The sequence below is a fragment of the Protofrankia symbiont of Coriaria ruscifolia genome, from assembly GCF_900634745.1.
Taxonomy (GTDB): domain Bacteria; phylum Actinomycetota; class Actinomycetes; order Frankiales; family Frankiaceae; genus Protofrankia; species Protofrankia californiensis.
Window position 1 is genome coordinate 2,189 of sequence record NZ_CAAAFR010000029.1, and the last position, 6,630, is coordinate 8,818.

At 65.3% G+C, this 6,630-nt stretch carries 4 protein-coding genes; all 4 read left to right on the plus strand.

Annotated features, from left to right (window positions below; all coding sequences use genetic code 11):
- Positions 1–734 precede the first annotated feature (734 nt).
- The 4 genes from CV1CTNOD_RS03170 (at position 735) to CV1CTNOD_RS28085 (ending at position 6,386) form a co-directional block, all read left to right on the plus strand.
- Positions 735–1,331: an RNA polymerase sigma factor gene (locus tag CV1CTNOD_RS03170; RefSeq protein ID WP_131784671.1), complete on the plus strand. Its 597-nt coding sequence runs from the start codon at positions 735–737 to the stop codon at positions 1,329–1,331.
- Positions 1,332–1,382: 51 nt separating this feature from the next.
- The gene (locus tag CV1CTNOD_RS03175; RefSeq protein ID WP_131784667.1) at positions 1,383–2,252 is read left to right on the plus strand and encodes a hypothetical protein; all 870 of its coding nucleotides are present in this window, start codon (positions 1,383–1,385) and stop codon (positions 2,250–2,252) included.
- A gap of 2,922 nt (positions 2,253–5,174) precedes the next feature.
- Positions 5,175–5,903: a TSUP family transporter gene (locus CV1CTNOD_RS03180; RefSeq protein WP_131784668.1), complete on the plus strand. Its 729-nt coding sequence runs from the start codon at positions 5,175–5,177 to the stop codon at positions 5,901–5,903.
- 252 nt (positions 5,904–6,155) lie between these two features.
- Entirely contained in the window at positions 6,156–6,386 is a 231-nt protein-coding gene (locus tag CV1CTNOD_RS28085) for a hypothetical protein (protein WP_431607059.1), read from the plus strand.
- The last annotated feature ends 244 nt before the right edge of the window (positions 6,387–6,630 follow it).

The following is a 6,630-nucleotide window of genomic DNA, read 5'->3' on the forward strand; positions in this document are numbered from 1 at the left end:
GTTCATCGTCCCCCTCCCGGGTCGGTGCCCGTGCCGCTACCGACATGTCAGCGGAAAACGGGACCGAGTCTGACGGTGCGCATCATTATGGGCACACACGCGGCCGGGGCTGAAGCGCGGACCGTACTGACCCGCAGGGATTCACCCGTGGGATCCGGATCTGTTCGTGGGCAACGCGGTTCCGGCCATCAGCCGGTTTGACACCGGTGACCGTTTTGGGTGCGGGGTCAGCCAGGACGTGGGCCCTTGAGCCAGGTCCGACGCCGCTGAAAGCGCACGGAAGGGATGCACCCTATTTGCCGGACGGTGACGGCGGGTGACGGCGGGTGACGGGCGACGTTGCCCGCCCCCTTATGAAACATTCTCCACTCTCTATCCCGATCACGCACGAGCTGGCGGTCACTCCAGCGTCCGTGACGACACGCAGTAATTGGTCTTCGGATGGCCGTCCCGTGTGTGACGGGCGGGTCCCGATCACGCACGAACCGGTAGCGGCACGCCCGTATCGTCTCAGTAGCATGTTTTCAACAGATTGTAAGATCAGAACCCCTGCGTCGGCGGGCTGCCGGGCGTACCGCATCATCTGGCCGGTGGATCGCAGTGCGGAGATGAGCGGTGGGGATGCCACCGCCGTTGGTGTCGGCATCCCGCGGCGACGATCGTCCGCCGACACAGCGGCGGCACCGCAGGACGGCTACGAAGTCCAGGCACAGGATCAGGAGCAGGAGCCACGGGTGGGCCCGGCGGACATCTCCCTTGACGTGGCCGAGGCGCAGCGTGGTGACGAGGATGCCTTCAAGGTGATCTACCGGGCGGTACAGCCGGGGTTGCTGCGCTACCTGCGGGTGCTTGTCGGTGACGACGCCGAGGACGTGGCGTCCGAGGCGTGGTTGCAGATCGCCCGGGATCTGCCGTCGTTTCGCGGGGATTCAAACGGATTCCGCGGCTGGGCGGTGACGATCGCTCGCCACCGTGCTCTGGACCACATACGCCGTCAGCGACGCCGCCCCCAGCACGACGTGCCGGTCGAGGACATGACCGACCTGGCCTCTCCCGACGACACCGCCGGACGGGCGCTGGAAACGCTGTCGACCGACGCGGCGATACGGCTGATCGCCGGCCTGCCACGCGATCAGGCCGAAGCCGTGCTCCTGCGGGTGGTCATAGGGCTGGACGCGCAGACCGCGGGGCGCGTGCTGGGCAAGCGTGCGGGAGCTGTCCGTACAGCGGCGTATCGCGGGTTGCGCCGTCTGGCCGAACAGCTCGGACCGCGCGGAAGCACGACGGTGGGTGAAGATGGCCAGGGTGACACCTTGCGCCCAAGGCTGTGACTGCCAGTCGGGTGTGACACCAGTGAGAGCTTGGACGCTGAAGGACGTGAGATGAGCACCTACCGACCCCGTCGGATCGATCGGGACGACGCAGAGCGGATGCTTCGCGGCGGCCCGGTCGCCCCGCAGGCCGGTTCGGACCCCCTCGCCGACCTGCTCGCCGCCGTGACCGCTCCGGCCCGTGCCGACGAGCTCGCCGGTGAGGAAGCGGCTGTGACCGCTTTCCGCGAGGCGCGTCTTGTCCCCGTCACCCAGCTCCGGAGAGAACCGATGATCAAAACTGCCCTTGCGAAGCTCCTCACGGTGAAGATCGCAGTCGCGGCGATCGCTGCTACAACTGTTGGTGGCGTCGCCGTCGCCGCCACCACTGGTGTCCTGCCCTCGCCCGGTGAGCACGAAGCCTCCACCGGCATCACAACCTCCGCCTCGGCTCAGGCAACCGATCCGTCGGCTCACGTTCCAGCCGCGGGCGCCGTTGCCCCGGCGTCGCTGCCCGCGCTGTGCCACACCTACACGGCTGCTGCGGCGGAGCACCCGGACAACCAGGGCAAGGCCCTCGACGACCCGGCCTTCCCCTGGTTGATCACCGCGGCGGGTGGCAGGGACAAGGTCGCAACCTATTGCGGCGAGATACTCAAGGTCCCCGCACCAGCCGCATCAGCCGCAGAAGTCGCGGGCCAGACGGTCGGTGGAGCCTCAGCCACTGCAACCGTGGGCGGGGGTATCAACGGCGTTGACAGCCAGGTCGGGGTCGCCGGTGGCTCCGTGGGCGCTTCCGTGGCGAAGGAAGGAACGAACCTGGGCGCTTCCGTACCGCAGGGAGGAGCCGAGTCGGGAGCCAGCGTGTCCCCGGGAGGAGCGGGCTCGGGAGCCAGCGTGCCCCGGGGAGGAACGGACCTCGGGGCTTCCGTGACACCTTGAGCGGCACCTGAGAGCGGTGACGGTTATATAGAAGGGCCAAAGACTGCGCGATCATGCTTCTTGCGCGTCCGGGGTTCCTGCCGGATCGGCGAAGCCGATCTGGCAGGTCCGGAAGCAGGTCCGGCAGGTCCGAGCCCCATATTTCCGATCATGGATAGAAGTCAAGCTATTACGGCGCGTTTCGAAAGTCGTCGTTCGATCAGGGAGCTGCGTCCGGGTGGGTTCTGGCCAGGCCCGTCCCTTGCCAGTCGAAGATTGACAAGGGACCCCGGGGCAAGCCGATACCGGACGATTTGTACCGGTTTGCCCGAGAAGGCAACCAGGGCCGCTTGGACGCGGCGATCCGGGCGGATGGCTTCGTGGAACACGCCCCTGGTTCGTACAGGTGGCGCCGGAGCGCGGGCCCGTCACTCACCTAAATTCCTATAATTATCAATCTTATTATCGGGATCAGGGAAAGCGCGGAACGCGGGGGAGTGCGGCGGAAGATAAAGACCGGCGTGAGGCTGCTGTAGCTGGATGCCGTGTAGTCCCGTGCCGGCTTCGCTGTGCGCTATAGACGATCTTTATAAGGCGCTCGACGAAGGTCGCGAAGTTCGCGTGCCGCTGGAGGTTCGCGTGCCGCTCAAGTGAGGAAAAACATATTCCCTGCACGGATGCCGCGGATGCCGCTGTGGTTATGGATGGGAGCGAGCATCCGCTGACGCCGACGATCATCGGATGTGCACCTGTTGGTACTCGCCTGCCGCAGAAGTACGGTTTTATCCGTATATCGTCCGCGTCCGCGGAGGTGATGCCGGCGCTCACGGCTCGCTCTCGGCGTGGACGCCTGGGCGCTCCTCCTGCTGGCCTGGGCGCTCCTCTTGCTGGCTGCGCGCCCTCCCCGGCGGTGTGGAACCTATCCGAACTTCCGTCTGCCGGATCGGCTGACAACGCCTGGAGTTTCACACTCGTCCACCGGACGAATGTGAACTGAAAACCGCCGGCCCCTTCCCGGCCGGTGGTTGTTCTCCACGGTTTTTCCGCACAGTTGTGTGGTCCGCTGCCCGGCTGATTTTGGTACCGCTCCCGGGAGTTCCCCGTCGAGATATCGTCACGGGATCCGCCGCTGGATTCTTTCACCAGAGCCGGCCATGTCGGAGGTGGTCCCGGTTCGAATCCTGAAATTCGTCGTTGCCGGCGACGTCGTACGTCGTACGTCGTGAGCAGATGTCAGCTATTCGCGACTGCCTCGACCGCACCGTTTCCAGCGTCCAGATCGAAGCGGTTGAGTACCTGCCTCCGCGACTGTACGGCGCTCGAGGATCAGGGCGTCCGATCAGCCGGTGGCAGCTGGTGAGCGGATGGATCACAAGGCGAAAGGGCAGGGATGCGCCGGAGGCGTTGGGTGCCGACCGGCAAGCCGAAGCCCCTATGCAGCGCGACTGGGAGCCTGTGACGCCGCGAAGCTCTATGGTGCAAGTGAGTGAAGCCCTATGGTGTAAGTGAGTGATACACGCGAGGTGATGCCACGAAGCGCATGTTCTGACTCCGCGACTCCGCGTACCTATGCCGGACGCTCTCACCTGCTGCCGCTACGGGTTCCGTGCACCCGAAGAAATGATCGTTATGGACGCCCCCGCCGGCAACGGGTCTGGAGATCGACGTTGCTGGCCGACCGTCTTGATCATCAATTATCGATCCACTAACCCAGTGGGAGAGCTCTATCAGTTTGTCGGGCTGAGTGGTACGGTCAGCACTCTCGACATCTTCCCACACTATCGAGTAAGGATGCGCTCGCCGCTACCCCAAGATGTTACGATCCAGGTCACACCATCGCCGACGCGATTCCCCGGTCGCGCCGATAATGCGACTCGCGGTTATTTCAGGGGCCGCGGCCTTCGTGGTCGGCGGAATGGGTTTCATTTCCTTATCGGACACAACTGACACGTCACCAGTCGTAGCGGGGCCGGTCGTAGCGGGGTCCGCACCGTCCAGTGCCGCCGTTCGCCCGGACGCCGGCAGAGATCCCGCCTACGCCACCGGGCAACTTTGGACGTCCTATCCGGGCCAGGCCTCCCCGTATCCGACAGACAGCCCGATGAACACCACTCTCGCGGTCAGCGCGCTGACACCCGGACAGCCACCGGCCGACAACGCTGACAGCGACATCTCCAGGCCAAGATTTGTAGCTCCCTCCCCTGCGCCTGCCACGGGTAGGTCCGCATCCGTCTCTCCCCCACCCGCCGCGGGTAGATCCTCTGCACCTGCCTCCTCTGCACCTGCCGCGACCGGGCCCGCGAATGGTGCCTCCACGGGACCCGGCCCGAAGCCCACTCCCACGCAGGCCAGCTCACGGCAGAATTCCTGCCCCAGTCTGCTTGGGCTGCTCCGACTCTGTGTCAACCTGTCCCTTAGCTGATCATCCTATATCCTGCTGCCCCTGATCCATGGGTGGCTGCCATGGATGTGACCATTGTCGCTTCCCTACGTGCTCGAATGCGGACGTTGTGCGGTGACAGCACCGCTTCGTTCGGCATCGGAATATAACTGCGGGTGTTCTGCTGGTGCGGGTGTTCTGCTGGACGGCGCCACGCTCTGAGCATGCAGCACCGCTGCATGCTCAGGCAGAATGATCCTCTGTCGGCGGATCCACCGTCCACGGGCGAAGAAGCGCGGTTCGTCCGTTACTGCTCGTGTGGCTCGTACCTCCGGTGCACGCCGCCCGCCCACAAGCAGGTTGCCGTCACGGCCGAGGTGACGTGGACGTGGACATGCGGACCGGATCACAGTTGCCCGCCAAAAAGATCATTTCTGCTTCGGAGCGCATACGGTGGAACGCGTGCTCCAGCGCGTCCATAAACATTGGCTTTGTGCTGACGGATCGGGTGGACTGACCGTCCATCTACGGGTCGACCGCTGACAGCCTCCGGCTTCCTTGCGCTGACCGGGTGCGGTGTTCTGGCCGGGATCACCTCGACCGTGGGGGGGCTGGCCTCTGTCGTGTCCTACCCGGCACTGCTGTGGATCGGGTTGCCGGCGGTGCAGGCCAACGTCACCAACACGGTTGCTCTGGTCTTCGTGGCGGTGGGCGCGGCCATCGGGTCGCGGTCGGAACTGGCAGGGCAGTCCCGACGTCTGGTGCGCTTGGGCGCCATGAACCTCGCAGGTGGCGCGGTGGGGGCGCTGCTCCTGCTGACAACCCCGGCCGGCGCCTTCGAGGCAGTGGCGCCCTGGCTGGTGGCCGGTGCCGGTGTGCTGTTGTTGTGCCGGCAAAAGGTGATGCGTCGGGCTGCAGGCCCGGTGGGCGAGCGGGGACCGGTGCTGCTCGTCGCGTTGTTCGCCTCCGCGGTCTACACCGGCTATTTCGGCGCCGGTGGTGGGATCGTCCTCATTGCACTGCTCACCACGGCCATATCCGAACCGTTCCCACGGGTCAACGCGGTGAAAAACGTACTCTCGGGGATGTCGAACGTGGTCGCCGCGGTCGGCTTCGCCGTCTTCGGCCCGGTGTGCTGGACCGCTGTACCGCCCATGGCCTGTGGCCTGCTCGTGGGTGGCGTACTCGGTCCGGCAATCGTACGGCGGCTGCGGGCGGACGTGCTGCGACTCCTGATCGGGGCCGCGGCTGTCGGACTTGCGGTGAAGTTCGCCGTGGACGCGTACGTGTGACGTTCCCGCCGACGCCGGACGGAACGTTCCGGATCGCTCCCGGGTGCTCCTTCCATACTTCGCTCTACGTGAGCTTCCCGGCCTTTATGGGGCTTCCTGCCCTTGCGGAAGTGTTCGGCGGGACGCGTTGAGTCTCGTTGCCGCGCTTGTAGGAAAAGGTTGCGCGACGGTTGTCGTGTTATGGGACAGGATGACCGAGTGCCGATCCGACGCCAGACTCCGTCAAGCCGCACGCCACGACGTGCCCAGCCGATGTTGCCATTGCCGATCCGCAATGCCGGCCAGCCGATCAGGGGGCGTGATGTACCTGTGACGGCGACATGCGGTGGATGCAGCGCCCAATGGAGTGATCCGGAGACCACGCACTGCCGGATCTGCCATGCCACCTGGCAGAACGTGAAAGGTTTCGACGCGCATCTGGCTGATTGCCAGCCGGGCCTGGCCGGTCGTTCCGGCCGGGCCGACCGGAGGTCGAAGCGTTGACCGTCGATCGGCCTCCGGCGCGGTTCGCCGGACAACCGTTCGGCGCTTCCCGGCGTCCGGTCGGTGCGTTTATCTGCAATTTAATCCAAAAATGACCGATTAGCCAAGATTTGGACAGGATCTGCCGGCAATCATATGTCGGGGGCGGGTAACGCCAGGTTGTATGATCGACACGGCACGCAACGGGCCGGCTGGAGGGCCGACCTCCGTCTTTCACCGAGGTCGGTGATGTGGGGGGCTGACC